Source organism: Pseudomonas sp. ASL8 (genome assembly GCF_056680355.1).
Map to the genome: position 1 here is coordinate 4,659,238 of NZ_CM155278.1, position 25,067 is coordinate 4,684,304.

Genomic DNA, 25,067 nt, shown 5'->3' on the forward strand with positions numbered 1-25,067 from the left:
ACGCTGGACAAGTTGCTCATGGCTATACGCAGACCGTAAAGCTTGCGGGCTTTGGTCGTACTGATGAAGGCCGGAAGCCCTGTGCTCTGGCCTTAATCCTCCCCCTTGGCCCGTTGTTGCAACATCGGCAGGAGATGGATCCCTCAACGCCAGAATCATTCGCTATCCTGAGAAATCATTTTGCTGAGCACAATCACACCATCTACGCGCTTGCGGATATTAAGTGCGTCACCTTCTTGCCAACCCATTTCCTGCACCAGCTCATCAGGCAAGCTAACGATCTGATCGCCGCTGCCGTCACGGGCATCAATCAATGTTGACTGAAAGCGGCTCTCGCCCAGGGCCTGCAACAGTAACAGCAGGCCACCTCCGTTCGACACAAAACCACGTGCACTGATCAGTTCGTATTGTTCCAGCAAATCGGCAGCAGCATCGAGCACTTCTGTCGGCACAACGTCGGTCGAGCGGATTAGCTCAGTGACATCGCCAGCAGCGTGCTGCACTGCTGGCATCGCTGAAAGGATTTGTTCAATACGGTGTCGCAGGTCGTCCATGACGCCTCCTTAGGTGCTGAAAACCAATGTGCAAGCAGTTCGAATAACAACCTTTTACGCCGTATGCCAATCTCGTGATCACTCACCTATACACCCCGCCGCCGACCAGTTCGTATGCTCATCACAACGGACGCTGACCCAGCGCGCTTCTACCAATTGCCCAGGCATTCCACAGACCTCACAAACCGACAAAGACGCCTCTTGCGCGTTGTCGACCGCTGCGCGGCACCTGCCGTCACCACCTTCATAGTAGAAACGCAATCCGCCAAATTTCTCTTTGATCTGTCGTACCATTACCGGAGGAACATCAGGATTCTCATTGAGGTAATTCGTGAGGTTTCGACAGAGCTCATCAAGCAACTCTAACCATCCCGGATAACACGCAATTTCACGCATATTCTCGCCAGAAAACATCTCGGGATAGCGCCTTCGTAATAACGGCAGCAAATCACCTGTCATCAGCCTCCACTCCCATTGCTCGACGAATATGTGGATCTCTCAGCGTGGCTAGCTCAGGCATGCTGATAAGCTTTCTGGCAGCTCGGCTGAGGAGTGTATACAGCGTGTTTTTGCTTTCAAAACAGGAGCCGTTGACCAGGTGGCGTGAGTTGGACAGCGCACACGATACCGTCGCTTTCCAATCCGCTTCCCCTCACTACCGCATACCTCGCAAATCGTCAGCGAACCCTCCATAGCTTTGTTCACTATGCCCCGGCAAACCTCATCCCCACCGCGATAATATATCCGCAGCCCGCCCCACTTTTCTTTCACCCGTATGACTGTGATCGCTGGGACATCGTGGTGCGCATCAAGGTAGCATTGGAGCGCCTGACAGACGTTATCCAACACTATCCACCACCCGGGCATGCATGCAATTTCACGTATGGCCAAGTCATCAAGAAGCAGGCGGTATCGCCCAGGCAAAACCGTCAGGAGATCATCGCCCATCGTCGACCCGAAATTCGCCGCCGCACTGCTGTGATAACGCGAATACTGCAGGTACCTCAGCAGATTTGCGCGATCCTCGCCCCCCAAGCACGTAGAGCATGTCCTTAGATGCAAAAAAACAGTCTTCGTAGCGATACTGAAAGCCAGACAACACGCCTTGTGACAGATTCTCTGTGGCATTCGCGCTAACGACTTTGTTCGCATAAAGCAGCGTAGGCTGCAGTCCATTGGTCTTTACCAATCGTTCATGGCGGCCAGTCAACTTGACGTCGATAAGAATCCAGTTTCTGACGATGCAAACCGCCTGGGCCCCGAAGGTTTCGTGCGTGGCCTCCAATAGGTTTTCGTCTGAGAGCCTTGATCCGTACAATACGCGAGCTGGGCCGTAGAGAAGATCACCCAGTAATTCAATGTCCAAAAAATCTGCCTTACCTAGTCAATAATGCGGGAGCACACTCTCGTGGCCCCTCGTGTTGCTCACGGTTTTAGTCTCAGCTAACGATTGCCAAGATCGCTTCAACGCTCGCCTTTTTCCGAAGGCCCGGGCCCATCAACAGATAGGTCGTATTTTTCGTTTCAAACAAGAAGCCTTGAGTGAATGAGCGCTGAAATGTGCTCCGCACCCAATCACCTGGTCGACGCTTGCCACCGCTGTGCAGAACAACATCCGAGGCATAGAGCACGTAAGGCGATAATCCATCTGTTGCTAGCGAGACCTTATAATCTTCAGAGACATCAACTTCGATGATGCTCCAGGCTCGAACCAAGCAATATGGGCGACCAGTAAAGCTCATAATCGCCTCGGCCTCGGCTTCGACCTGCCCCATATCAAAGCCCTCAACAGGCTCGCCGCTGCGATCGAACAGAGCTGCGACTTCCTGCAAAATATCAGTCATACGAATGCTCCCTAGGGATCAGGTACTTCAGTCAATCTATAGTCTGATCGGAACCCATTTCTGCGTAACGGGATTGCCTACTCGTCGGGGCTCATGGGCGTCGCTCTCCGGTACCAAAAATTCATACCTGCTACTTTCCTGGTCATCACAGAGCGGGTCAGTGCAACTGGCCCGTGAAACGAAGGCCAGATTCGTCATGAGCCCAGCTGCAAATGACATAAAGACTGTTGAGCGTCTCAACAAGGACATACCCTTTCACCACGGCTTGGCTCAGGACGCTCGACGTGTGGATACCCTTGCCGTTCTCAAACCTGCCGAACAAATCTCCGAATATGATGCCAATTGCGTAGTTTCTCTCAAAAGCCGCGCAGCATAGATACCCTGTGATTAGAGTCCCAAAATCAACCTTTAGGGCTTCCGTCACGACGCTCGGAATTCCAACAGGATCATCTGCATTTGTGATTACTCGACTGGCAAGCAGCCTCCTTCTGTTTTTCATCATCAATGCACTTTATGAAATGGGCCTAATGCGCCGTTTTGGTGATACCAGTGAGCAACGACATACAGGCCTCCTCCCTCTACTTGAACGATGAGATAACCATCGCGCTGATACCGTCGTTCGATGGACGGCGTATGTACAGGAAGGCCTTCAGGGAATTTATGCCGGTGGTCACAAAACATCAGTCCAGTCATGCGCGGAGGCCGCTCTAGGGCACAAGCCAGAAACCCGACGATGTCGTAGTCAGGTATTGACTTCCGGGCCTTCTGAATGACCGTTGGCAGGCGAAAAAATTGGAGGTCGGCGAGCGTCGCTCCGAATGTTTTGATCCAGTAGTTGGCATGCGTGGAGCCGTTCCGATTCGCCTTAGAAGAGATCATCAGATCTGCACCTCAAAACCTGGCTGAAAACCAGTCTCTTCACTTGGATAACCTCTCGGATTTGAAACCACTCGACACCCAGCAAGCTCTTCATCCACGTCACGATGCGTGTGCCCAAATACCCAAAGATCCGCTTTCTCGATCAGCTCAGGCCAGCTATTGGCATACGCCGCAGACAGATGTCCTTCCTGCTTATCACCCAAAACGTGAGGCGTTGGGGCATGGTGGGTGACGACTACTGTTTTTCCCTGGAAAGGTTTATCAAGCTCTTGGGTCAACCACCCTCGGGCTACCCTATTTCTACCGGCGACATCATCTGGTCGCAGGCGCCGGTAACTTGCATCAGCTCGAATAACTCGGAAATCGTTCATCGAATCCCTGGCCAGAGCGGTAGCTGCAACGACATCACCAGACGATGTAAAGTCAGTCCAGGCTGTGGTGCCGAGGAAACGGATTTGCTGCCAAACAAAAACCTCGTTTTCCAAGATGTGAACGTGAGACGCTGCCGCATCACGCATTTTTTTGAGCGTGCGGTCGATTACGTTCTGCAAGTTGTAACCGTACTGAGCAAGCAGCTCACGCAGCTTCGTTTCGAATTCAATAAATCTTTCGTCGATACTCGCTAAGACCCTTGCAAAGCGTATTGCCAGCGGCGCACTGAAACCGGGGCAAAAACCGCCTCCGGAAACGCGAGTTATGACCGAGCGCTGCAGAAAAAGCTCGTCGCCGAGCTTTTTCCGTTCCAGGCAGACTCGCCGAGGTTGCATACCAGAGTTGAGCTTGACGCTCTGAAAATCCAGACACTGACCTTCGAGCTCGCCCACACTCCACCATCAGTATGGCATCGTGATCGGCATCCAATGCATCGCACAGTCTCAGATCGAAAGACAGCTTATCGCCCAGCAACAGCCCCAGATTTCAAACAGGCGGTCTCACCAAGGCGCAGCCAGCGAAAAAGGAATTCGCAACCACTCAATGGGGCCTTCTCGCCCGCCGCACATTTCATCATGGACGCACTGCTGCACAAGCACACAAGGAAATGGCGGAACCAGTTGCAACAGATCGCGCAAGTGAGTGACGGAACGAAGGTGCATAGGCTTCGCCAAATCGTTCAGCAGCGTAAGCTGGCCGTGATCTAGCCTAATGCGCGCTATATAGATACCGCGCTCCAGAGACAGCAGTTCCAGCTCCCGTATCTCGCCATTCGCGGCCAGCGCAGTCAACTTTTTCAGATTCAAGTTTCACTCCTTGCCTACCAGGGTAGGCACTCTCCGTCATAAGCAAAGAAATTTCCGCTGTCGGCAGGGCCCAAGCGGTCGATCAGCGATAGCAGCTACTGATGTCAAAAAACAGCAGTCGTGCCTCTATGGCGCGTCGGCTCAGGATCTTGATTTCTCGAGCGAAGAGCGTGCATTCACCATCAAAGTAAAGCGTCAGTGGCCATTGCTCTATATTGTACATGAGCATACACTTTGTATAGGTTTTGCATAAGGTATGCCGAAATACACAGACTTACAATGGCCGCCATTCTTTTACCGTGGTATGAGCCGTCATGCCCGCCCCAGAGGAAGGCTCATCTGGGTTTTCGATTGGACTTACCGCCGGAATGAAAAATGACCGAAGCGGTGCATTGAGCATTTTGAACACGACTAGTAGCGGGTTTCTCCTCGTCGATGCGTGTCATGAAGTTCAGGCATTCAAGCACTGGTTCGGGCATCCGCAAGGCCGATCAAAATGATTCCATAGCGTTAACCTATTGCCTTGCCCGTCAATATCAATTACGCGGCCGCAGCCACCGAACGTACCCTGCCCTCAGGGTGATGGCTGATTTATATCGCTCAATCCAGCCCTTACCGGGTCTATCTCCGAGCTCTACCCATGAAAAATTCAGTCTCCCTAGCCACGCGCATAGGCCTTGGCTTCGCCGCCATCGTGTCGCTGCTTATATTGATCACCGCCGTTGGTATTCAACGGGTGGGTTTTATCGACTCCACCCTGGAAGACGTCAGCGAGAATGCGGCGAAGGTTCAACGCTACGCTATAAACTTCCGCGGAAGTGTGCACAACCGCGCCATAGCTATTCGGGACGCGGTGTTGGTGGATACTGATCAAGACTTGGAAATCCACCTGACTGAAGTCATCAAACTGGAAAAGGCCTACAACGATTCTGCCGTGCCGTTGGATCAGCTATTCGCAAGCCCGCGAGTGACATCGCAGGAGCAACAACTGCTGCTGGCCATTAAAGACATTGAAAAGCAAACTCTGGCGTCTACTAAATCGGTGATTGTCCTACGTCGCGCCGGTGATATTTCTGGAGCACGAGCTTTGTTGCTGCGGCAAACCTCCGGGGACTACAGCGAATGGTTGAAACGGGTCAACGCACTGATTGACTATGAAGAGGTGTCGATCAAGACCCAGCTCAGTGCGGTCCAAGCTACCGCTAGTCAGTTTCGCGGTCTGATGCTCTTGGCCACTGGTATAGCGTTGCTGCTGAGCATCATCCTGGCGGCCTTTATTATCCGCTTCATCAGATCAACGCTGGGCGCGGAGCCGACTGAGGTTGCACAGGCTATCCAACGGTTGGCAGCAGGCGATTTGCAACAGACGATCGTTACCGACTATCCGAACAGCGTGATGGGCGTGTTGAAAACCGCCCTCAGCCGCTTGGCCGACACCATCAGTGAAGTACGCATTGCTGCTCAAGAGGTCAACCATTCATCCATGAAGCTGTTGGCGACATCGTCCACCAATAATGACCAAATCAGCCTGCAGACTCATGAGGCCAGACAGGTAGCGACCGCAATTACGCAAATGGCGGCCACGGTCAATGAGGTCTCGGGCTACGCGTCCCAAGCAGCGGATGCGACGCGTCTCGCAGATGCTGAAGTTGAAAGCGGTAACCGTCTGGTTGCAGACACCACGCTAGCTATCGAGCAACTGGCTACCACACTGGTTGAAACCACCAACACTGTGGAGCAGGTGTCCAAGCATAGCGAACAGATTGAAACGGTTATCGACGTGATCAATTCAATCGCCTCGCAAACTAACCTGTTGGCTTTGAACGCAGCCATCGAAGCGGCCCGGGCCGGTGAGCACGGTCGAGGGTTTGCGGTTGTGGCCGACGAGGTGCGCTCACTAGCTAACCGCACGCAGCAGTCGACGGAGGAAATTCGCGCAATGATAAGCACTTTGCAGAGCGGTACCGAAACTGCAGCGCAAACCATGCGCAACAGCTGCGAACTGGTAAATCGGACAGTGGCTCAAACCCGCAACGCCCAGAGTGCGCTGTCCAAAATTAGCCAGGAAGTGGGCGCCATAAACCATATGAATACCCAAATCGCCAGCGCCTCTCTCCAGCAAAGCGCTGTGGCCGAGGACGTAGCACAGAATATCACCCGCATCCACAGCTCAACTGTGCAGTCAGCAACTGGATCACGGGAAGTGGCAACGGCCAGCCAGGAGCTGGCGCAGCTAGCTGATCGCCTTACCCAGAAGGTGGCGTTTTTCAGGGTGGCTTAGGGGGCACGCTGCATATATAGCCAATCGCCCCCACCCTTACGCACAGATATTCCATCAAAGACGAGTACGCGATTACTGAGATATGCCTCAATGGCTCTCAACGGACCGTCAATCCTTACCAATACATAGGTAAGAAAGAGGACTGTTTTTGTGCATTAGGCGAAGTGCAGAGGACTCACAAGATGAACGAATATGGCGAGAGGCCCGCTCTCGCCCCCCCCCAGTTCGCGCAACCGAGCAATTTGACAGTGAGCTTTCGTCATTTGCTGGATGGCTTGTGGAGCGATCACTAGTTCTGGATACATGCACATTCGACTTCTCACTAGTGATTAACGACGGTCGATAAACGCCGGTTTCCTGCGGCAAATTAGCGCGTCACAGAACTTTTACATCACGCCTGAGTTCTGGCTAAATGGCCGCCCCTTTGCGTCGACCTCATTCATGGCCTCGTTGAAACGCATCAGCCCCTGGATCGCTTGCCTGGCAGTGTTACTCAACATGCTGGCCATGCCGCTGAGTCGCGCGATGCAAACGCCGGACCTGCAACTATTGCTCTGGGGTGGGTTCTGTTCAGGCAGCAGCTCTAATGCCTTGCCCCCAGGCTTTGGCAAGCTGCTCGATACGCTGCAACCGACTCCGACCAAAACCGTTATGCATCACGGAGACTGCTGTTGTGGCCATGCCGGACTGGCAGCGTTGCCATCTAACTACTACCGCCATTTTCTGCCCCGATACGCCCCTGACACCCCGCTCGACAACCCTGAACTGCCAGCACTTCACCCCAGAGTTCGCTGGCCCAGCTTGAGCCCGCGCGCCTCTCCCCTCGCCTGACCGCCAATCCCTGCCACCTGACATAAGTCCGGCAGGGCCTTCATTACCTATTTTTAGCTGCCCTGCCCTAGCCGCTAAAACACCCTTGAAGTTTCTTGGTCATCAGGAAGTGTGCGTTATGCCTGCTCCATCTACTTTGCTTCGCGCAAAGCCTTTGTCTGTGTCCCGTTCCATGTGGTCCTTGTTGACGTGCGGCCTGTTCGCATTGAGCCCTTTGTCTGCGGCACTGGCCGAAGCCACCAAAACCGAAGACTCGGCCCTAACCCTCGGCACTGTGAATGTGCAGGGCAATGCCGGTGGCCCCTTGAGCACCAGCAGCGTGCTCAGTTCCGTGGATATCCTGGGGAGTGACATCCTCGTAAAAATGCCGGTCAACTACAGCTGGGAACTGTTCAGCCGTGCGCCGGGAGTAATGCTCACCGAGTTTAACCAGGGCACAACATCCGGCAAGATCTCCTTTCGTGGCTTCAACGGCGAAGGTGAGGTCAACGCTGTCAAACTGCTGATCGACGGCATTCCGAGCAACAGTAACGACGGCAACATGCCGTTCATGGACATGATTTTCCCCCTCGAACTGGACAGCATTGAGGTGGTGCGGGGCACCAGTGATGCGCGTTACGGCCTGAACAATATCGCCGGCAACGTCAACATGCTGACCCGTACCGGCGGCGACTACACCACGGCCCGCATCCGTTACGGTAGCTTTAACACTCAGGAAACCCAACTCTCCAAGGCCATCGAAAGCAGTAACTGGACCCAGAACTACTTCTTCGCCTACCAGAAATCCGACGGCTACCGAGATCATGCTGAGGCCGACAAATTTTCGATGTCCGGCAAATGGTTCTATACACCGGACGACGACAGCTACCGCATCGGTCTGATCGCCCGCCACTATGAAACCGAGGCTCAGGAGCCTGGCTACCTGAGTGAAGATGATGCTCACCATCATCCAACCATGACCAACAGCTACAACGCCACGGACAAGGGCGCGCGGCGGATGAATCAGGTCAGCGTACATTTTGATACTGACCTGGCTGATACCCTCGCCTGGTCGGCGAAAACCTACGTCAACACCTTCGACGACCGACGCTGGACCCAGTATTGGCGCACCAGCTCCCAGCAGGAACGCGACACCTACGAAACCCAGTACGGCGCCCTCACCTCTCTGACCTGGCGCCCGGAAGTCAGTTGGTTGTACGACTTCGCCCTGGAAGGCGGCGCGGATGCCCAGCAGCAGCAAAACAAAAGCGAGCGCTACAAGACCACTCAGCGTGTTCGCCAGTCGCAAACTCGCGACCAGCAGTTCGACTTCGGGACCTACGGTGCTTACGTCCAGGCCGAGATCAAACCATTCGAGTCGTTGAAGATCGTCCCCGCGTATCGGGTCGATAAGATTCAGGGTGACTTCACCAACGAAATGACCGGCATGGACTACGACATCAACAACTACGGCCTGATCAAGCAGCCCAAGCTCAGCGTGGTCTATTCACCGTGGGACGTGGCCAGTCTCTATGCCAACTGGGGACGCACTTTCCAGGTCGGCACGGGTGCGGCGGCGTACAAGATTCCGCCGAGGGACACCGATCTGGCGCCCTCGATCAATGAAGGCTGGGAAACCGGAGTCAAATTCACTCCTGCCGACTGGGTCGACGGCAGAGTTGCCTATTGGCAGCAGGAAGCCTCTGGTGAAGTCAGCCGCCGGCTCAACGATCCCAGCGGCGAATCGGACAACGTCGGGGAAACCCGGCGCTGGGGTTACGACATGCAGATGAACCTGCACCCCAACGAACGCACTGACATCTGGATGGCCTACTCTTGGCAGTATTCGAAAATACTCCAGCCCAGCGCGACCTTGCCCAACAGCAAGGGCCAGGAAATCGACCACATCCCCAATCATCTGTACAACGCGGGCGTCAGCTATGAGGCGACCCCCGCCTTGCAATTAACGGCTTGGATGAACGGCCAGACCAACTACTATCTGGAGCGAGAAAACACCAAAGGTACCTATGGCGGTTACGTGCTGATGAACCTCGGCGCTACTTACAAAGTCACCGAGTCGGTAAGCGTCGATATGCAGTTGAAAAACCTGACCAACCGCTACTATGAGTACGTTTGGTATGACCCAGAGGGTGCCGTGGCATCCCTGCACTCGCCGGGTGATGGCCGTGCACTTTATACCGGCGTTACCCTGGATTTTTGATTAGGATAGCTGCTGAGGCTGGATCGGCCTCAGCAACACTCACACTTCATCCATGAATCGTCTTCAGCCAGCGGCAATACAGATGTTTGGTCATCTTGCGAAGAAAGCACTAACCACCGTGGCGCTGGAGACGCGTTTCCCAAAGTCACCCTCACTGTCGAGGGTGTCAAAGAACACACAAATATCCACGACCAAAAGGCAATAGCATAGTTTTCAATGAGTCATACAATGGTGGATATAATACTGCTGCCCACCTCAAATGGTATGACTTAATGTAATTGCTCGCGACTGTAAATTCAAACACTTATCGCCAATACATGCACCCAAATGAATTGCATTTTGCGCACAATACACCTTATAGGATCTTGTGTGATAGTGTTGTTATGACATCATTATTGCATTCAACAGAATGAAATAATATGAACATTGGCACTAGACTAAAAAACGAGCGTAAAGCCTGCGGCCTGTCCCAGAGCACCCTTTCTTTCATAGGTGGCGTACAGCCCAATGCGCAAGGTCATTATGAGAAAGGGGTCAGGTATCCGCAGGCTGACTATCTTATCAGGCTGTCTGCTACGGCTATAGATGTGTTGTTTGTCGTGACGGGCAGACGAACTCCGAATGCGGTTGCTCAACTGTCTTCAGGTGAGGAGGCACTTATTATTTTTTTACGGACGATGAACGTTTTAGATACGCAGGCCGTAGAACACATCATAAATATATTAGCTCAGGCGTTGCAAAATGAGAGGCGTGATTAACGTTAAGCTTCACATCTTCCTGATGTGATTGGATCCCATTATTTGATTTGTAGGTGACTTCGACATTCGGGATGCAACCGTGTGGATTTTGGGGGTGTCGCTAAACAACCTTGAGTTCTACCGGTAGTTGAGTGGTCAGGTGGCGCCTTAAGATTAGAAAGGAATTCCCGCGATGATCGAAATAAGCCAGGAAGCGATTGACGAGGCGAAGGCTCGGATTTATAGCCACATTGAAATCAGTATTACTCGTTCGTCTCGTGAGTGGTCGCTGTGGGATGCGAGGGTCTACATCGAAACGACCGCCTTGCAGAGGATTGGCATCCTGAACGATGACGAAGTGGTCGAAATATACGCGGCTTTGGAGGAGGCTCGGGCCCAGAGTTTTGTCCACCAGCCTCATATGGACCGCGTCCCATAAATCCGTGGCAGTGCCGCCAAAGCCCGCTCCCAGATGTGTCGGGTGCGCAGCCAGACAACTTCTTGCCAGTCACTGTCCGCGGGGTAGAACTGCTCGAGCAACTCCAGCTTGATTTTCCTTGCGACCTGATCAGTGAGGTCTCCGTGCAGGTGCAACCACTGATCGTCGCGTAGAACAGTGTGGACCTGCTCTCCCGGATAGGTGCCACATTCGATAACGAACGGCATTAAGTGCACCTGCGGCAATGCATCGAGCATGGCCTGCGAGGTGTAACCCGTGGCTGTGGCTGCCACCCCGGTATCACTTTTGCTTTCAGCTCCAGTGAGCAAGGTATACAGCCATGGGCCGTATACCGCCTGGGCATCGTGCAGCGCCGGGTAGGACGACTGGGCAATTGTCATCAGCATTGGGTGACCGTAGTCTCCCGCGCCGGTATGCAGGTCAAAGCACATGGCCACCTCGGCGTGAGCGAGGTGCTCTTGTATGATTTTGCGCAGGGTTTTGTTCGACCACGCAGGTGCCTTGCCGCCATAGAAAAGACCGTCGTGGTGTGCGTACTGACCGGCCTCGACAATCGACATGACCGCTGACCAGCCCTCTTTACGGATTCGCTTGTTGAGCAAGGCGTCAGCCCTCTCCCGCTTCGGTCCCTGCAACTGGGTGCAGGTATAGATCTCGTGTAGCGCCTCGTACCGTTGATTGTCCGGCAGCGCTTGAGTGCAATTCAGATAGTTACGGTTGAGGTCGATATTGTCTTCGTTGACGCGGCGCATCCAGGCCGTGCCCCAAGGATTGATCAAGTGGATCATCAACACCGCGACATCGTCGGGCAAGGTTCTACCGGTTAGCGCTTGCAGCCATTTGATCTGGCAATCCGAGCCATAGAAGCCTTCAATACCGTGCGTGCCGCTGAGGGCAACCAGCACCCGCTTCGCATGTGGGTCTCCGAGCACGGCAACATCGGTACTCAGCGGCTCGCCGGAGGGCCCGGTCAATGGGTGGCGGTACTCAGCGAGACTTGCACCTGCTGCTTTGGCAGCAGCCAGAAACTGTTCACGTTGGCTGGCAAAACTGGGGTGCGATGGAAAACCTGTGCTCATGGTTGCCTCATGTCAATCAACACGTACCAGGCTTTCAGGAGTCGCCGGGTGCGAAGTAGTGGCGGGCAGTCTTCTTTCAAGACCCTGATGCAAAAACATGACGTGGTTGGATACAGTATGCGCAGAGTTTATACGAACGATCTGGCTGTCGGCCGGCTCGATATCCTGAATCAAAAAACAGTTCGGGATCAAGGTTAGTCGCTACCCTCCTCCCATCACTGGATAATCGGGAACGTTCCTGAAATGGTTGGCATCCATGTACGGTCGCCAAAAATCGAAAATTGCTTTGTGTCAGAGGGTTGCATGGCGTGGGAGAACGTATGAAATTTCAAAAAAACCATATTATGAGCAAGGCTTTGGAACCTGACACTGCACAGAAAATCAAACGCGCTGCGTTCTGGACTCGTGAGCTTTGGTTGTTGCCCATCCTGATGCTGGCGACGCTGGTGCGCTTCTATGGTTCAACCGCATCAGCTATCTGGTGCGATGAAGGATCCAGTTTGCTCATGAGCCAGTATTCACCAGCGCTCATCTGGTTTCATAGCGCTCACGATGTACATCCACCTCTTTATTACCTCCTCCTGCACCTCTGGATAGAGGTATTCGGGAACGGTATCTTGTCGATCAGGTCCATGAGTGTGCTGCCGGGCATTGTGACGGTAGCCCTCGGTGTCTGGCTGGTTCACTTGGTCGCAACACGTCGAGCAGCGGTCCTGGCCGGAGTTTTATTGGCCTTACTGCCCATTGCAGTGCGTTATAGCCAGGAAGTGCGGATGTACTCCCTCATGGGGCTCTGGCTGGTGGGCGCAACCATAGCGCTTGTCTATTGGGTAAAAAATCCAGACCGTCATCGGTATCTCGTCATCTATGCCCTGTTAATGACGGCAAGCTTTTACACTCATTACTTCACCGGCCTTTGTGTACTTTCACACTGGGCCTACCTGTTTTTCATACGCGATACAAAGCCCCGCCTCATCACTCGTCCTGCATGGTGGATCGCCAACGGTCTCATTGCCTTGCTGTATGCCCCCTGGATTCCTGGCCTGATTGACCAGTTGCAGCATCTTGAACAACTCAAGGTCGGTGGCGACGTTGGCTGGATACTGCCTGTTACACGTTATTCTCTGCCCTCTACTCTCTGGCAGTATTTGATCCTTACAGATGGTTTAAGCCTGAGATGGCCGCTCTATTTCTCACTTCCACTCGCGGTGGCGTTGGTCGCCGGTGCGGTGGCCCTGCGTGACCGAGGCCCCTATAAATTTCATGTTTTATTGGTGACTTACACCTTTCTTCCTTTGCTCGTTGTGTTTCTGATCTCGTGGATAACGCCACTGCTGGTCGAACGTTATCTGATGTTCTCTGCCCTGGGTTTGCCCATGATTCTGGCAATCGCCATTGATCAAATCGAGCGTCATTTCCGTTACGTGGCAATCGCTATGCTCATGGGTATCCTGGGGGTAGAACTGATCGGTTTGCGCAATGACTACCAGGTAGATGATGAACAGTTCGACAAGCTGGTTAGCTATGTCAATCAGCACTATGCTGCCAATGACCGCATCGTTGTCAGCGATTTATTCTGGTATTTCAGTTATGTCTACTACAACAAGACGGGGTCTGAGCCACTGCTCTACACACCGAAACTAGCCAATGGTACTTCGGGGCGACCAAACAGCTACGGGTTCGGCACGCTGGTCGATCAGGATTCCGATAAAATTTACCTGGACAGTCTTGAAGCGTTACCCGGCGACTCGGCGCGCGTGTGGTTGATCAGCAACAGCGAACCACCGGACGATTTTTCTTCCATACCTGGCGACTGGACGAAAGTGTCAGCGTTGAAAGTCGGAGACACTGAAGTACGCCTGTACTCCATTCCTCCGCATTGAGATTGCTGTCATGACCCATAGATGACCATCGACGGCAACGGTCTTGTCTTGCCATAACTTGATAATGGTCAAGATGGCTACATAGGGGGCACTACACGCTATGAGGAGCGATGGTCCCCTGGAAGATCAAGATGAAAATACATTCGAAAGACTTTCACGTGCCGGAAGGCAAGTTGGGCAGCCTCCGGAGGTGGCCCACGAACGTGAAGCCGGTGTATAAATCGAAGGAGCAATATCGCCAACTTCTGGGTCAACACGTTGCGCAATTGAGTGAGTTGCAACAGCTTCTCTATGCGTCCAATCGTTATGCTGTCCTGCTGATCTTTCAGGCGATGGACACGGCGGGAAAGGATGGTGCCATCAAGCACGTGATGTCAGGTGTCAACCCGCAAGGCTGCCAGGTATTCAGCTTCAAACATCCCAGCGCCGCCGAATTGCAACATGACTTCCTTTGGCGCACCACCCGCGACCTGCCAGAACGCGGGCGAATCGGCATCTTCAACCGCTCCTACTATGAAGAGGTGCTGATAACGCGTGTACATCCAGAAATCCTCAGCAGCGAAGGCCTCTCGGAAACCAATCTCGATGAGACGACGATCTGGCACGACCGGTACCGTTCGATCACGGATTTGGAGCGGCACCTTTTCAGTAACGGAACCCGCATCATCAAGTTCTTTCTCCATCTATCGAAAGAGGAACAGCGTAAACGCTTCCTTGAACGCATCGATGAGCCAGAAAAAAACTGGAAATTCAGTCTTGCTGATATTGAGGAGCGAAAATTCTGGAAGGACTACATGGGGGCCTATGAAAAATGTATCAGTGCGACGAGCACAAACGATGCCCCTTGGTATGTCGTTCCTGCGGATGACAAGAAAAACGCCAGGCTATTTGTCTCCCAAATCATTCTCGACACGCTCGTGGGCCTCAACATGACGTACCCCAATACGGACGCTAACCGTCAGAAGGAATTTCAGGCGATCCGTAAGCAGCTCGCGAAGTGAGATCCCCGGCGCATTCACTGCTTCTTGGGGATGGAAACTTGTCTCGATCAATCCTGCTGAGCCAGGATTGCCGTCAGCAAACCGGGAAACCTGCTGTTCAGGTCGGCACTGCGCAATGAGTTCATGTGCAGGGTGCCGACGTTTTGAGTGTGCACCAGACCCGCATCGCGCAGCACCCGAAAATGATGGGACATGCTCGACTTTGGCCTGCCGCCATCCAGCTCGCCGCAACTCGCTTCGGTGACACGGCCAAGATGACGGACGATTTCCAGGCGAACCGGGTCGCTCAAGGCATAAAGCACTCGTTCGAGGACAAAATCGCTGGCAGGTGGATGTTTGAATGCGCGCATGGGTGAATCATACACAGGGGTTTACCCATGAGCCATTGTTCGAATACTATCGAACTACGGAATATTCCTTCGCTAAGAGGTATGACCATGTCTGCGCTGTTCCAACCGTTCAAACTCAAGGATGTCACGCTGCGCAACCGGATTGCGGTCCCGCCCATGTGCCAGTACTCGGCAATCGATGGTTTGATCAACGAATGGCATCAGGTCCACTTGGCCGCTATCGCGCGCGGCGGCGCCGGATTGGTGATTGTAGAAGCGACTGCAGTGGCTCCCGAAGGGCGCATTACTCCAGGCTGCACGGGTATCTGGAACGACGAACTGGCCCAGGCGTTTGTACCAGTGGTTCAGGCCATCAAGGCCGCTGGTTCGGTGCCGGGCATCCAGATCGCTCACGCCGGGCGCAAAGCCAGCGCCAACCGTCCATGGGAAGGCGATGATCATATTGCCGACGATGATGCCCGCGGCTGGCAGACCATCGCCCCGTCCGCTATCGCGTTCGGCGCCAACCTGCCGAAACAGCCCAAGGCCATGACCCTGGACGACATTGCTCGTGTGCGTGACGATTTTGTCGCTGCCGCCCGTCGCGCTCGTGATGCCGGCTTCGAATGGCTGGAACTTCACTTCGCTCACGGTTACCTGGCGCAGACTTTCTTTTCCGAGCACTCAAACCATCGTGAAGATGCCTACGGCGGCAGTTTTGACAACCGTAGCCGTTTCCTTCTGGAAACACTGGCAGCCGTGCGCGAAGTCTGGCCGGAAAACCTGCCGCTGACCGCGCGTTTCGGCGTGCTCGAATACGATGGTCGGGACGAGCAAACCCTGGTGGAGTCCATCGAGCTGACCCGACGCTTCAAAGCCGCCGGGCTGGACATGCTTAGCGTCAGTATTGGCTTCACCATCCCTGAAACCAACATTCCCTGGGCGCCGTCGTTCATGGGCCCGATTGCCGAGCGTGTGCGTCGCGAAGCCGACATTCCGGTCTCTTCGGCCTGGGGCTTCGGCACCCCAGCGATTGCAGAGAAAGTGCTCAAGGACGGTCAACTGGACGTGGTGATGGTCGGTCGTGCACACCTGGCCAACCCACACTGGGCCTATTTCGCCGCCCGTGAACTGGGCATTGACCGTGCGTCCTGGACGCTGCCGGCGCCGTATGCCCACTGGCTGGAACGCTACTGACAGATTCGTTGGCTACTGGGCAGAAGCGCCCACCAAACCATCAGAACAGCCCGTGCCCATGTGTGGTCACGGGCCACCGCTGAATCCCGTTACCCGCCTTGCAGTCTGTCCAGCGCCCGCTAGTCTTGCTTGGGAGTATTCGGATACTGGAGAAGCAGGTCTATACCCACGGTAAGTTCCTCCCGTGTAGCCCACCTGAATCAGTCGTCTGATTCAGCGGGTATGAGCAGGACTCACAGCGTCAGACTAAACAGGGTCATCGTATGTTCACGCCAGGCCATCTCAATCGCGCCAGTATTCCTGGAATGCCAGGCATACCGAAATTCAACATCGACGTTTTCTATGAGGTTCGTCATGACCCAAAGGAAGGCATGTTGATGCACTTCAAGATGGTCGGGCAGGTGTCGGGCCGAGAGTTCGTTGATGAGTTCGACATGCACCGCGATACCGCCTCCAACTTCGCCAGTCTGGTGGCCAAGGTCGCGGTCAAGCACGGCCTGCCTCCTAACGAAAGTCCTATCATGCGCAGCCACGCCGAATACGATGCGATGTTCGAGGATATTCGCGACAAGCTGGGCATCAAACCCGGCGATCCGATTAACCTGGATAACCTGGAGAAAGACGGGCTTTAAGAGTCGTCCAGGCCGATTATTTTCAGGTGCCGACCATAATTGACCTACCGTCCTTTAGACAGGCAGGCCTCATGTACCAGAACCTCGCTCTGCTCACGGCCTTCCTTTTGTTCTACAGCATCTTCGCCGGGCGCTTCGAATCGAGCCTGCTCAATGGTCCGCTGATGTTTATGCTCGCAGGTCTCATTCTCGGTCCCGCGGTGCTGGATATTCTGCAACTCCGGATTGGCAGGGAAGGCCTCAAAGCCTTGGCCGAGTTGACCCTTGCGATTGTTCTGTTCAGTGATGCGGCCAACGCTAACCTCAAAGTCCTGCGGGTCCATGAAGGGCTTCCGTTGCGTTTGCTGCTGATAGGCCTGCCGCTGACCATCTTGTGTGGGTGGCTGGTGGGTATCTGGCTATTCCCGCAGGTGCCGCTGATGGAGTTGGCGATTCTGGCAACCCTGTTGGCGCCTACCGACGCAGCGCTGGGCAAGGCGGTTGTCAGCAACCCCAAGGTTGCCGCTCCCGTGCGTGAAGGGTTGAACGTAGAGAGCGGCTTGAATGACGGGATCTGCGTCCCGGTGCTATTGATGTTCCTGGCGTTATTGGTCGAAGAACAGACTCAGGCCCCACTCTCTCTGGCGGCGAAGCTGGTTGTCGAGGAACTGGGCATTGGCGCGCTGTCCGGAATAGCCCTGACCATGGTCGCCTGGCAGTTGCAGCGGCTTTCCTGGAAGCACCAGTGGCAGATGCCCGTGTGGTCACAACTTACCCTGCCCGGCCTCGCCGTTCTGTGCTTTGCCACTGCGCAAACCCTGGGCGGCAGTGGCTTTATTGCCGCCTTTGTCGGGGGGCTGCTCGCGGGTCACCTGTTTAAGGAGCAAAAGCATCAGTTGCTTCAGGCCAGCGAAGAATTTGCCAGCCTGCTATCGGTCATCACGTGGGCCGTGTTTGGCGCATTGGTCATCCCCAAAGCCTGGAGCAGTCTGACCCTGGACATCTGGCTTTACGCACTGCTCAGCTTGACCGTGGTTCGAATGCTACCCGTGCTCATCAGTCTGCTGGGCACCCGCTTCGACATGGAGACCCGTCTGTTCATGGCTTGGTTCGGCCCGCGCGGCCTGGCCACTATCGTCTTTGCCGTCATGATAATGGACTACCCTCTACTGGCGAGTAATACGCTGATCGCTACCGCCATTTGCACGGTGTTACTCAGTGTTCTTCTGCACGGGCTGAGCGCCAACCCGTGGGTTGCGCGGCTGGTCGACCGTGAACATTGATTCCAGAACGAGAAAGCATTTTTCGAGCAATACCTTCTGATTTGAGAGGGGCAAGGCCCTGTTCAAGCTAACTGGAGGCTAGGTAACTCCGATGAAAAAACATGACCAGACAGTGTTTGATACGGACACACAACAGGTAATAAAGCTCAGCCGCAAGGACTACGAGACACAACTGAGGACCCTGCACGTCAAGTTGGTCAAGTTGCAACAATGGGTGGTGGCGAGCGGCGCCAAGGTAGTGGTGGTGTTCGAAGGCCGTGACGGTGCTGGCAAGGGCGGCACCATCAAGGCGCTGACCGAGCGCGTCAGTCCGCGAATTTTTCGCGTGGTGGCATTGCCGGCACCGACCGAGCGGGAAAAAAGCCAGATGTACTTGCAGCGCTACATGCCGCACTTCCCCGCCGCCGGAGAAGTAGTGATCTTCGACCGCAGTTGGTACAACCGCGCCGGCGTCGAGCGGGTCATGGGCTTCTGCGATGAAAGCCAGGTGCGTAATTTTTTAGAGCTGACACCCATGTTCGAGAATCAACTGATCCGCTCGGGAATCATCCTGCTCAAGTACTGGCTGGAAGTCAGTCCTCAAGAGCAGGAGCGTCGCCTCAAAGACCGTATTACCGATGGCCGCAAGGTATGGAAACTGTCCCCCATGGACGTCCTCTCTTATAACCGCTGGGACGACTACACACGAGCCCGCGACGAGATGTTCTTAGCCACCGACACCCCCTGGGCGCCCTGGTTTGTCGCCCGCTCAGAAGACAAGAAAAGTGTGCGCCTGAACGTGCTCACTCACCTGCTGAAACAAATCCCCTATAAGGAGGTCAAGCAGCCAAAGGTCAAGCTACCCAAGCGCAAAATTGGCAGCTACGAGACGATCGATTACCCGTTCAAATACGTTGCTGAGTCTTTCTGAACAGGCGTTGATTTTATTTATCGCACCAACGCTGCGATAATCGCCACTTTGCGGCAAATCAACGGAAGTCCTTGTCATGACCCAGCCAGTCATTCATCAGCGTGACCTGATCGTTGGTCTGCAAAAAGGCTTGGCCCTGATGCAATTGTTCAGCGCGGATCAACCGCGCTTGAGCGTGCCGCAAGCGGCCAAACTGTCCGGGCTGACATCAAGCGCTGTGCGGCGCTTTTTGCTGACGCTGGTCCACGACGAATTTGCCGAGACCGATGGCCGACATTACTGGCTAACCGCAAAGGCCCTGCGCATTGGTCAGGCGTACGTCGACTCGGCGCAGATGCCGCGCATGCTCCGGCCCATCGTCGAGCAAGTGGCGCGGACCACTCAAGAGCATGTGTCCGTTGGCACCCGCGACGGCGACGAAGTCGTGCACATCGTCCGCAGTCGTTATAGCCACATCACCTCGCTGTCGATCCGCCCAGGTTCACGGGTGCCTATGTATTGCACAGCCAGCGGTCGCCTCTGGCTCGCGGCGCTGAGTGAAACCGAGCTAGACGCCTACTTCGCCCGTGTTCCCTTGCAGCAACTGACGGCCTATACCTGCGTGGATGTCGACATATTACGTGCCGAGTTACGGCAAGTGGCGCTACAGGGGTTTTCTTGTGTCGATCAGGAGTTCGAGCCGGGAATGCTGGTACTGGGTGTTCCACTGCTCAATCGTGCTGGCCAGCTCAAGGCAACCTTGGCGCTTACCACCCACTCGTCACGCATGAATGCCGAGGGAATGCGCGAGCGCTACCTCACCCCTCTTTACGAAGCGCAAGCGTTGCTCAGACCGGTACTGGATTGACGCCTGGATTTTCACTCTGCAACAGCGGCCTGAGCGCCGCCACTGTCGGAAACGGGCGATAACCGCACACGTTTTCTCTGATTTAAACAGCTCTCCCAGACCGGTCACCTCAGCTGAACTCCCCTGCCCATAAGGCTTTGCGGCTAACGCGGGCGTCCCTCGCTGATTTTTCGGCCTTTGTTCACGTTCAACACCGACGCTACCCCCGTTGACGAGATTAACCATCTGGTACATTTTTGCATCACATGCTTGGCTGCCTCTGCCGATGCTTGAAAAAAACAATGGAGGTCATTGCAATGACTCATACAATTCTGGTGCTCAACGGCCCGAACCTGAACATGCTGGGATCTCGTGAACCGGCCACTTATGGCTACGAAACCCTGACCGATATCGCCGATCTGTGTGAACGCACTGCCGCATCACACGACATGCAAATCGAATTCCGCCAAACCAATCATGAAGGTGAGCTTATCGACTGGATTCATCAGTCCCGAGGTCGCTGTGCTGGCATCGTGATCAACCCGGCGGCCTGGACCCATACCTCAGTGGCTATCCGCGACGCCTTGTCCGCCGCAGAGTTACCGGTGATCGAAGTGCACCTGTCCAACGTGCATAAACGTGAAGAGTTCCGCCATCACTCATTTGTGTCGGCAGTTGCTGTCGGCGTGATTTGCGGGATGGGCGCCAATGGCTACCGCCTCGCCCTCGAACATTTCGCCCACTTATTGAAAGCCTGATCACCATGACCCAGAACAACAAATCCGTACTCGCTGGCCTGATTGGTGCCGGCATCCAGGGCTCACGCACACCTGCCATGCACGAGCACGAAGGTGATGCCCAAGGCATTCGCTATTTATATCGGCTGATTGATCTCGATGCCCTGAAACTGGACATCAACGCGCTACCCGAACTGCTTAAGAGCGCCGAGCAGATGAGCTACACCGGCCTCAACATCACGTATCCTTGCAAGCAGGCCATCCTCCCACTGCTCGATGAGCTTTCTGACGAGGCCCGCGGCATTGGCGCGGTCAATACAGTGGTGCTCAAGGATGGCAAGCGCATCGGCCACAACACCGATTGCCTTGGGTTTGCCGAAGGTTTTCGTCGGGGCCTTGCCCAGGCTGCACGTCACCGTGTGGTACAGATGGGGGCTGGCGGCGCAGGTGCGGCAGTGGCGCATGCGTTGCTTTCCGAGGGTGTCGAGCAACTGACGGTGTTTGAAGTCGATCCGAGTCGCGCTCAGGGTCTAGTGGATAACCTGAACGCTCACTTCGGCCCTGGGCGCGCGATTGTCGGGCTGGATCTGCCCGCTGCGGTCGCGGCGGCTGATGGTTTGGTCAATACCACCCCGGTGGGCATGGCAAAACTGCCCGGCACGCCACTGCCGGTGGCGCTTCTGCGCGCCGAGTTATGGGTGGCCGAGATCATCTATTTCCCCCTCGAAACCGAGCTGCTCAAGCATGCTCGTGCCTTGGGTTGCCGCACGCTGGATGGCGGCACCATGGCGGTGTTCCAGGCAGTCAAGGCCTTCGAACTGTTCACTGACTGCCCCGCCAACGCCGAGCGCATGCAGGCGCACTTTCACAGCATGAACAGCTGAGCCCAACGAGCCGAGGCGGTGCTTTCCGTCTCGGCTTGACCTGTTTCAATCCGCATCGATTAAAACGTCCCCGTCCCCCTCTCCCTTCCAATCTTCGCCCTCGCAGTTCTTGCGCGTCTAACGTTGCATGCGCACTCCGCCAGCCTTTCAAAACGCCTCTCTTGCCCGATATCGATAACGCGCTGACCTCAAGCGTGTTACTCAAAATTTTGCCTATCTGATGCGATTATCGCATCTATGTAGCGATAAACAACCATATTCGCCCGCAAACGCCTTGTCCGTCTAGCCCCCTGCCCGCACGCTTAGCCCCACAACAACACCAACAATTTGGAGATCAGCATGATTGGTGGAGCTACGCAACTGGTGGCAATTGTGGGTTCGCCCATTTCGCAGGTTAAGTCCCCGGAGAACTTCAATACCTGGTTTGCCAGGCATGAGCTGAACCTGGCGATGATTGCCATCGACATGCGCGAACAGGCCTTGGATGCGTTCCTTGACAGCCTGCGTGGCTGGCAAAATCTGCGCGGCTGCGTGGTCACTGTGCCTTACAAGCAACTGCTCGCAACACGCCTGGACGAAGTCAGTGAACGGGCTCTTGCATTGCGCTCGGTCAATGTCATCCGCCGTGAGCCCGATGGCCGCTTGCTTGGCGATAACGTCGATGGCGAGGGTTTCCTCAACGCGGCTCGCCAGCATCAGTTTCAAGCCGAAGGTAAAAGCGCCCTGGTGGTCGGTTCCGGCGGCGTCGGCAGCGCCATTGCCTATTCGCTGTGCCAGGCGGGGGTCAGCCAACTGACGATCACCGACGTCAGCACCGAACGCGCCCTGGCCTTGGTCGATCTGCTGCGCACAGCCTTCCCCTCTATTGCCATCAGTTCCGAATTCGACTCGCTGAACAGTTTCGAGTTGGTGGTCAACGCCTCACCGGTTGGTATGGGCGGCAGTGGCGAGCTGCCTTTGTCCGCGAACCTGCTGAACAGCCTGAAGGCCGGAACCCTGGTCGCGGATGTCGTGACCTCGCCAGAAATCACACCGCTGCTGGCCTTTGCGCGTGACCGTCAATGTCCGATCCAGACGGGCCCTGAAATGGCGTATGCCCAGCTCGGCAACCTCGGCAACTTTATGGGTGTGACCCCCCTGCAGATCTGATCCGCAGCACCATCCCTATAAGAATAAGAGGTTTGCAGCATGAACAGTTTTACCCAATCGCCAGCGACCGACGCGCAGCAGGTCGCGACTCATCACTATGACGTCGTCGTGCTGGGCAGCGGTGCCGCCGGTTTTGCCGCAGCCACCACGGCTGCATGCAATGGGCTCAAGGTTCTGCTGATCGAAAAAGCTGAGACCTTCGGCGGCACCTCGGCGATTTCCGGTGGTGCCGTGTGGATCTACGGCACCGATCAGGCAAAGGCTGCAGGCTTCGTTGACAGTGCAGAAGCCATGCGTACCTACCTGAAGCAGACCATCGGCGCTGGCTATAACGCCGAACTGGTGGACACCTACATCGAGCGCGGGCATGAAGCACTCCGCTGGCTCGAAAAGCATACTGAACTGGCCTACGCCATACGCCCGCTGTCGCCCGACTACTACCCGGACGAGCAAGGTGGCACTGATCGCGGCCGGGCGCTGGAAATGCTCGAGTACGACGGGCGCCACCTTGGCGAACACTTCAAAACACTCAAGATGCCACCTGCGGGCATGCTGCTGTTCGGCGGCATGATGGTCAACCGTGCAGACATCCAGCACTTCCTCAGTTTCAAGCGCTCGCCAGCGTCACTCTGGCATTGCCTCAAATTGATGGCGCGCTACGGCATTGATCGACTCCGTCATCATCGCGGTACGCGGTTGACCGTCGGCAATGCCTTGATCGCCCGTCTGGCCACCACGGCATTTGCCAAGGGCGTGGCGCTGTGGCTGAGCAGCAACACTGACTCACTGATCGTTGAAAATGGCGCCGTCACCGGTGTTCTGGTGACCCGCAACGGCGTGCAGCAACGAGTGTTAGCGCGCGGCGGCGTGATTTGCGCCATGGGCGGTTTTGCTGCGGGGAAGCTTGCCGCCAACTTTCGCCCGGACACCGGCAGCCCGCACTTGAGCATGTCGCCGTCGAGTAACAGCGGCGATGGCCTGCGCCTGGGCGAAACGGTCAATGCCGCCTGCGGACACAACATGGCAGCCAACTTTTTCTGGGCGCCGGTCTCGGAACTGACGCACAAGAACGGCGAGCGCGAGCGTTTTCCGCACTTGGTGACCGACCGCGCCAAGCCAGGCGTGATCGCCGTGAACCGGGCTGGCCTGCGCTTCGTCAATGAAGCCAACTCCTACCATCATTTCGTTCAAGCCATGTTCGCCACCGGCAGCACCCCTTGTTGGTTGATCTGTGACAGCGAGGCATTGAGCCGATATGGCATGGGCCTCGCGCGCCCCAGTCCAGTCGACAACTCGGCACTGATCAACGCCGGCTACCTGCACCGTGCCGACAGCGCAGAGCAATTGGCCCGCGCCATTGGCGTCGACCCACAGGCATTGAGCCAAACCCTGGCCCGCTACAACGCCGACGCCAGAGAAGGTATCGACCAAGCCTTTGCCAAGGGCAGCAACAGCTACAACCGCTACATGGGTGACCCGGATCACGGGCCCAATCCGTGCCTGGCGCCATTGAGCAAAGCCCCTTGGTACGCCATCCAGCTGCACACCGGCGATCTCGGCTCGGCACGCGGCCTGGTCACTGACCGTAACGCCAACGTTCTGGACCGCAGCGGCGCACCGATTCCGGGGCTGTATGCCGCGGGCAATGACATGAACTCGTTGATGGACGGTACCTACCCCGGGCCGGGCATCACCATCGGCCCTGGCCTGACATTCGGCTACATCGCCGCCAGCCACATCGCTCAACGCTTGAAGCTGGCGGCCCCCCTTAAAACCACCGTGGAGCATTAAACGTGTATTACGAACTGCGCACTTACACCATCAAACCGACCAAACTGGCTGCCTGGCTGGCCCTTTACCAGAGCGATGCTCTGGCGGTGCAGACCGAGCATCTGGGCAATCTGGTGGGCTTCTTTACCACCGAGTTTGGCGAAGCCAACCAAGTCGTACACATCTGGGCCTATGAAAGCCTGGATGACCGCATCACCCGACGCGGCGCCATGGCGGCCGACCCACGCTGGGCAGAATTCGGTCGCAAGAACAAGGAACTCGACGCCGTCGTCCGACTGGAGTCGAGCCTGCTACGACCGACAGGTTTCTCGCCGCTGCAATAAGTCACGCCACGCGGCGGCTTCCGGCCGCTGCGCTTATCAA

At 55.5% G+C, this 25,067-nt stretch carries 26 protein-coding genes and 1 pseudogene; 17 read left to right on the forward strand and 10 right to left on the reverse strand.

From position 1 onward, the window contains the following. Window positions 1-155: 155 nt before the first annotated feature. From AC1MEA_RS21320 to AC1MEA_RS21355, 8 genes and pseudogenes are all read right to left on the reverse strand, one after another. Window positions 156-554, reverse strand: a complete 399-nt coding sequence (locus AC1MEA_RS21320; protein WP_480417300.1) for an AbrB/MazE/SpoVT family DNA-binding domain-containing protein — start codon at window positions 552-554, stop codon at window positions 156-158. A gap of 78 nt (window positions 555-632) precedes the next feature. Then, complete coding sequence (locus AC1MEA_RS21325) at window positions 633-1,013, reverse strand: hypothetical protein (protein WP_480417301.1); 381 nt, start codon at window positions 1,011-1,013, stop codon at window positions 633-635. A 478-nt stretch (window positions 1,014-1,491) separates the two neighbouring features. Continuing rightward, window positions 1,492-1,920, reverse strand: a complete 429-nt coding sequence (locus tag AC1MEA_RS21330) for a DUF6957 family protein (RefSeq protein WP_480417302.1) — start codon at window positions 1,918-1,920, stop codon at window positions 1,492-1,494. 73 nt (window positions 1,921-1,993) lie between these two features. Further along, window positions 1,994-2,398, reverse strand: a complete 405-nt coding sequence (locus tag AC1MEA_RS21335) for a DUF6957 family protein (RefSeq protein WP_447108125.1) — start codon at window positions 2,396-2,398, stop codon at window positions 1,994-1,996. A gap of 501 nt (window positions 2,399-2,899) precedes the next feature. After that, complete coding sequence (locus AC1MEA_RS21340) at window positions 2,900-3,277, reverse strand: hypothetical protein (protein ID WP_480417303.1); 378 nt, start codon at window positions 3,275-3,277, stop codon at window positions 2,900-2,902. Next, on the reverse strand, window positions 3,277-4,101 hold the full coding sequence (locus tag AC1MEA_RS21345) for a metallophosphoesterase family protein (protein ID WP_480417304.1): 825 nt from the start codon (window positions 4,099-4,101) through the stop codon (window positions 3,277-3,279). The genes AC1MEA_RS21340 and AC1MEA_RS21345 overlap by 1 nt, the downstream gene beginning before the upstream one ends. Before the next feature lie 108 nt (window positions 4,102-4,209). Continuing rightward, entirely contained in the window at window positions 4,210-4,515 is a 306-nt protein-coding gene (locus tag AC1MEA_RS21350) for a DUF6482 family protein (protein ID WP_480417305.1), read from the reverse strand. Between the two features lie 97 nt (window positions 4,516-4,612). Continuing rightward, window positions 4,613-4,738: pseudogene (locus tag AC1MEA_RS21355) on the reverse strand (DUF393 domain-containing protein); the annotation flags it as partial. A gap of 1,350 nt (window positions 4,739-6,088) precedes the next feature. On the opposite strand from AC1MEA_RS21355, the gene AC1MEA_RS21360 reads away from it, so the two are divergent. The 5 genes from AC1MEA_RS21360 (at window position 6,089) to AC1MEA_RS21380 (ending at window position 11,003) form a co-directional block, all read left to right on the forward strand. Continuing rightward, the gene (locus AC1MEA_RS21360; protein ID WP_374028636.1) at window positions 6,089-6,796 is read left to right on the forward strand and encodes a methyl-accepting chemotaxis protein; all 708 of its coding nucleotides are present in this window, start codon (window positions 6,089-6,091) and stop codon (window positions 6,794-6,796) included. Between the two features lie 441 nt (window positions 6,797-7,237). Then, window positions 7,238-7,627 (forward strand): DUF2946 domain-containing protein, encoded by a 390-nt coding sequence (locus tag AC1MEA_RS21365; RefSeq protein ID WP_480417306.1) that lies wholly within the window; start codon window positions 7,238-7,240, stop codon window positions 7,625-7,627. Between the two features lie 172 nt (window positions 7,628-7,799). Beyond that, window positions 7,800-9,827 (forward strand): TonB-dependent receptor, encoded by a 2,028-nt coding sequence (locus tag AC1MEA_RS21370; protein WP_480918192.1) that lies wholly within the window; start codon window positions 7,800-7,802, stop codon window positions 9,825-9,827. 419 nt (window positions 9,828-10,246) lie between these two features. After that, window positions 10,247-10,585 carry a helix-turn-helix domain-containing protein gene (locus tag AC1MEA_RS21375; RefSeq protein ID WP_219061804.1) on the forward strand — a complete coding sequence of 113 codons (339 nt, stop codon included), beginning with the start codon at window positions 10,247-10,249 and terminating at the stop codon, window positions 10,583-10,585. Between the two features lie 172 nt (window positions 10,586-10,757). After that, on the forward strand, window positions 10,758-11,003 hold the full coding sequence (locus tag AC1MEA_RS21380; protein ID WP_219061805.1) for a hypothetical protein: 246 nt from the start codon (window positions 10,758-10,760) through the stop codon (window positions 11,001-11,003). Here AC1MEA_RS21380 and AC1MEA_RS21385 read toward each other — a convergent pair. After that, window positions 10,982-12,103 (reverse strand): DUF2817 domain-containing protein, encoded by a 1,122-nt coding sequence (locus AC1MEA_RS21385; protein ID WP_480417307.1) that lies wholly within the window; start codon window positions 12,101-12,103, stop codon window positions 10,982-10,984. The two genes, AC1MEA_RS21380 and AC1MEA_RS21385, sit on opposite strands and share 22 nt — an antisense overlap. A gap of 320 nt (window positions 12,104-12,423) precedes the next feature. On the opposite strand from AC1MEA_RS21385, the gene AC1MEA_RS21390 reads away from it, so the two are divergent. Together AC1MEA_RS21390 and AC1MEA_RS21395 are read left to right on the forward strand one after the other, a co-directional pair. Next, window positions 12,424-13,986 carry a glycosyltransferase family 39 protein gene (locus AC1MEA_RS21390; protein ID WP_480417308.1) on the forward strand — a complete coding sequence of 521 codons (1,563 nt, stop codon included), beginning with the start codon at window positions 12,424-12,426 and terminating at the stop codon, window positions 13,984-13,986. A gap of 131 nt (window positions 13,987-14,117) precedes the next feature. Next, complete coding sequence (locus AC1MEA_RS21395; RefSeq protein ID WP_480417309.1) at window positions 14,118-14,987, forward strand: ADP-polyphosphate phosphotransferase; 870 nt, start codon at window positions 14,118-14,120, stop codon at window positions 14,985-14,987. A 47-nt stretch (window positions 14,988-15,034) separates the two neighbouring features. On the opposite strand, the gene AC1MEA_RS21400 is transcribed toward AC1MEA_RS21395, so the two are convergent. Beyond that, the gene (locus tag AC1MEA_RS21400) at window positions 15,035-15,337 is read right to left on the reverse strand and encodes an ArsR/SmtB family transcription factor (RefSeq protein ID WP_219061808.1); all 303 of its coding nucleotides are present in this window, start codon (window positions 15,335-15,337) and stop codon (window positions 15,035-15,037) included. Window positions 15,338-15,424: 87 nt separating this feature from the next. Between AC1MEA_RS21400 and AC1MEA_RS21405 the strand changes: the two genes are divergently transcribed. From AC1MEA_RS21405 to AC1MEA_RS21450, 10 genes are all read left to right on the forward strand, one after another. Continuing rightward, window positions 15,425-16,513, forward strand: a complete 1,089-nt coding sequence (locus AC1MEA_RS21405) for an NADH:flavin oxidoreductase/NADH oxidase (RefSeq protein WP_219061809.1) — start codon at window positions 15,425-15,427, stop codon at window positions 16,511-16,513. Between the two features lie 263 nt (window positions 16,514-16,776). Beyond that, a complete protein-coding gene (locus AC1MEA_RS21410) occupies window positions 16,777-17,145 on the forward strand; it encodes a DUF5064 family protein (RefSeq protein WP_480417310.1) in 369 nt (122 codons plus the stop codon). Between the two features lie 71 nt (window positions 17,146-17,216). Beyond that, window positions 17,217-18,407, forward strand: coding sequence for a cation:proton antiporter (locus AC1MEA_RS21415; RefSeq protein WP_480417311.1), 1,191 nt, complete (start codon window positions 17,217-17,219; stop codon window positions 18,405-18,407). A gap of 91 nt (window positions 18,408-18,498) precedes the next feature. After that, complete coding sequence (gene ppk2, locus AC1MEA_RS21420) at window positions 18,499-19,317, forward strand: polyphosphate kinase 2 (protein ID WP_480417312.1); 819 nt, start codon at window positions 18,499-18,501, stop codon at window positions 19,315-19,317. A 76-nt stretch (window positions 19,318-19,393) separates the two neighbouring features. Continuing rightward, window positions 19,394-20,164, forward strand: a complete 771-nt coding sequence (locus AC1MEA_RS21425) for an IclR family transcriptional regulator domain-containing protein (RefSeq protein WP_480417313.1) — start codon at window positions 19,394-19,396, stop codon at window positions 20,162-20,164. A gap of 296 nt (window positions 20,165-20,460) precedes the next feature. Beyond that, on the forward strand, window positions 20,461-20,901 hold the full coding sequence (aroQ, locus tag AC1MEA_RS21430) for a type II 3-dehydroquinate dehydratase (protein WP_449633367.1): 441 nt from the start codon (window positions 20,461-20,463) through the stop codon (window positions 20,899-20,901). Window positions 20,902-20,906: 5 nt separating this feature from the next. Further along, window positions 20,907-21,764, forward strand: coding sequence for a shikimate dehydrogenase (locus AC1MEA_RS21435; protein ID WP_480417315.1), 858 nt, complete (start codon window positions 20,907-20,909; stop codon window positions 21,762-21,764). A gap of 339 nt (window positions 21,765-22,103) precedes the next feature. Next, complete coding sequence (locus tag AC1MEA_RS21440) at window positions 22,104-22,913, forward strand: shikimate dehydrogenase family protein (RefSeq protein WP_480417317.1); 810 nt, start codon at window positions 22,104-22,106, stop codon at window positions 22,911-22,913. A 39-nt stretch (window positions 22,914-22,952) separates the two neighbouring features. Next, window positions 22,953-24,704: an FAD-dependent oxidoreductase gene (locus AC1MEA_RS21445; RefSeq protein WP_480417318.1), complete on the forward strand. Its 1,752-nt coding sequence runs from the start codon at window positions 22,953-22,955 to the stop codon at window positions 24,702-24,704. 2 nt (window positions 24,705-24,706) lie between these two features. Continuing rightward, window positions 24,707-25,027 carry an NIPSNAP family protein gene (locus AC1MEA_RS21450; protein ID WP_449633371.1) on the forward strand — a complete coding sequence of 107 codons (321 nt, stop codon included), beginning with the start codon at window positions 24,707-24,709 and terminating at the stop codon, window positions 25,025-25,027. Window positions 25,028-25,067: the final 40 nt, after the last annotated feature.

What these genes read in the sequence shown, in the direction of transcription:
- AC1MEA_RS21320 (WP_480417300.1), bottom strand. Translation starts at nt 554, where the DNA reads ATGGACGACCTGCGACACCGTATTGAACAAATCCTTTCAGCGATGCCA.
- AC1MEA_RS21325 (WP_480417301.1), bottom strand. Translation starts at nt 1,013, where the DNA reads ATGACAGGTGATTTGCTGCCGTTATTACGAAGGCGCTATCCCGAGATG.
- AC1MEA_RS21335 (WP_447108125.1), bottom strand. Translation starts at nt 2,398, where the DNA reads ATGACTGATATTTTGCAGGAAGTCGCAGCTCTGTTCGATCGCAGCGGC.
- AC1MEA_RS21340 (WP_480417303.1), bottom strand. Translation starts at nt 3,277, where the DNA reads ATGATCTCTTCTAAGGCGAATCGGAACGGCTCCACGCATGCCAACTAC.
- AC1MEA_RS21360 (WP_374028636.1), top strand. Translation starts at nt 6,089, where the DNA reads ATGGCGGCCACGGTCAATGAGGTCTCGGGCTACGCGTCCCAAGCAGCG.
- AC1MEA_RS21365 (WP_480417306.1), top strand. Translation starts at nt 7,238, where the DNA reads ATGGCCTCGTTGAAACGCATCAGCCCCTGGATCGCTTGCCTGGCAGTG.
- AC1MEA_RS21370 (WP_480918192.1), top strand. Translation starts at nt 7,800, where the DNA reads ATGTGGTCCTTGTTGACGTGCGGCCTGTTCGCATTGAGCCCTTTGTCT.
- AC1MEA_RS21375 (WP_219061804.1), top strand. Translation starts at nt 10,247, where the DNA reads ATGAACATTGGCACTAGACTAAAAAACGAGCGTAAAGCCTGCGGCCTG.
- AC1MEA_RS21380 (WP_219061805.1), top strand. Translation starts at nt 10,758, where the DNA reads ATGATCGAAATAAGCCAGGAAGCGATTGACGAGGCGAAGGCTCGGATT.
- AC1MEA_RS21385 (WP_480417307.1), bottom strand. Translation starts at nt 12,103, where the DNA reads ATGAGCACAGGTTTTCCATCGCACCCCAGTTTTGCCAGCCAACGTGAA.
- AC1MEA_RS21390 (WP_480417308.1), top strand. Translation starts at nt 12,424, where the DNA reads ATGAAATTTCAAAAAAACCATATTATGAGCAAGGCTTTGGAACCTGAC.
- AC1MEA_RS21395 (WP_480417309.1), top strand. Translation starts at nt 14,118, where the DNA reads ATGAAAATACATTCGAAAGACTTTCACGTGCCGGAAGGCAAGTTGGGC.
- AC1MEA_RS21400 (WP_219061808.1), bottom strand. Translation starts at nt 15,337, where the DNA reads ATGCGCGCATTCAAACATCCACCTGCCAGCGATTTTGTCCTCGAACGA.
- AC1MEA_RS21405 (WP_219061809.1), top strand. Translation starts at nt 15,425, where the DNA reads ATGTCTGCGCTGTTCCAACCGTTCAAACTCAAGGATGTCACGCTGCGC.
- AC1MEA_RS21410 (WP_480417310.1), top strand. Translation starts at nt 16,777, where the DNA reads ATGTTCACGCCAGGCCATCTCAATCGCGCCAGTATTCCTGGAATGCCA.
- AC1MEA_RS21415 (WP_480417311.1), top strand. Translation starts at nt 17,217, where the DNA reads ATGTACCAGAACCTCGCTCTGCTCACGGCCTTCCTTTTGTTCTACAGC.
- ppk2 (WP_480417312.1), top strand. Translation starts at nt 18,499, where the DNA reads ATGAAAAAACATGACCAGACAGTGTTTGATACGGACACACAACAGGTA.
- AC1MEA_RS21425 (WP_480417313.1), top strand. Translation starts at nt 19,394, where the DNA reads ATGACCCAGCCAGTCATTCATCAGCGTGACCTGATCGTTGGTCTGCAA.
- aroQ (WP_449633367.1), top strand. Translation starts at nt 20,461, where the DNA reads ATGACTCATACAATTCTGGTGCTCAACGGCCCGAACCTGAACATGCTG.
- AC1MEA_RS21435 (WP_480417315.1), top strand. Translation starts at nt 20,907, where the DNA reads ATGACCCAGAACAACAAATCCGTACTCGCTGGCCTGATTGGTGCCGGC.
- AC1MEA_RS21440 (WP_480417317.1), top strand. Translation starts at nt 22,104, where the DNA reads ATGATTGGTGGAGCTACGCAACTGGTGGCAATTGTGGGTTCGCCCATT.
- AC1MEA_RS21445 (WP_480417318.1), top strand. Translation starts at nt 22,953, where the DNA reads ATGAACAGTTTTACCCAATCGCCAGCGACCGACGCGCAGCAGGTCGCG.